The sequence below is a fragment of the Tsukamurella sputi genome (genome assembly GCF_007858445.1).
In the GTDB taxonomy this organism is placed as follows: domain Bacteria; phylum Actinomycetota; class Actinomycetes; order Mycobacteriales; family Mycobacteriaceae; genus Tsukamurella; species Tsukamurella sputi.
The window spans coordinates 1-614 of the sequence record NZ_VIGV01000100.1 but is presented as its reverse complement, the minus strand read 5'-3'; the positions used below and the strand labels follow the sequence as shown (position 1 = coordinate 614).

1 rRNA gene is annotated in these 614 nt (G+C 49.5%); it reads right to left on the bottom strand.

Annotated elements, in window-relative coordinates:
* A 16S ribosomal RNA gene (locus FK268_RS25990) occupies nucleotides 1-580 on the bottom strand; the annotation flags it as partial.
* Between the last annotated feature and the right edge of the window lie 34 nt (nucleotides 581-614).

The window sequence follows — 614 nt, the reverse complement described above, 5'->3', positions numbered from 1 at the left end:
CCCTTTACGCCCAGTAATTCCGATTAACGCTTTCACCCTCCGTATTACCGCGGCTGCTGGCACGGAGTTAGCCGGTGCTTATTCTTTAGGTAACATCAGATTCTGTAGGTATTAATTACAAAACCCGTTCTCCCTAACAAAAGTGCTTTACAACCCTAGGGCCTTCTTCACACACGCGGTATTGCTGGATCAGGCTTTCGCCCATTGTGCAATATTCCCCACTGCTGCCTCCCGTAGGAGTCTGGGCCGTGTCTCAGTCCCAGTGTGGCTGATCATCCTCTCAAACCAGCTAGAGATCGTCGCCTTGGTGAGCCGTTACCTCACCAACTAGCTAATCCCACATAGGCTCATCTCTTAGCGCAAGGCCCGAAGGTCCCCTGCTTTAAACCGTAGTCCACATCCAGTATTAGCCACCCTTTCGGGTAGTTATCCTAGACTAAAAGGTAGATTCCTATGCATTACTCACCCGTCCGCCACTCGCCACCGAAGAGAGTAAACTCTCCTCGTGCTGCCGTTCGACTTGCATGTGTTAAGCATACCGCCAGCGTTCAATCTGAGCCAGGATCAAACTCTTCAGTTCAATCTTTATAATGTTTAAATCTTTCGATCTAACC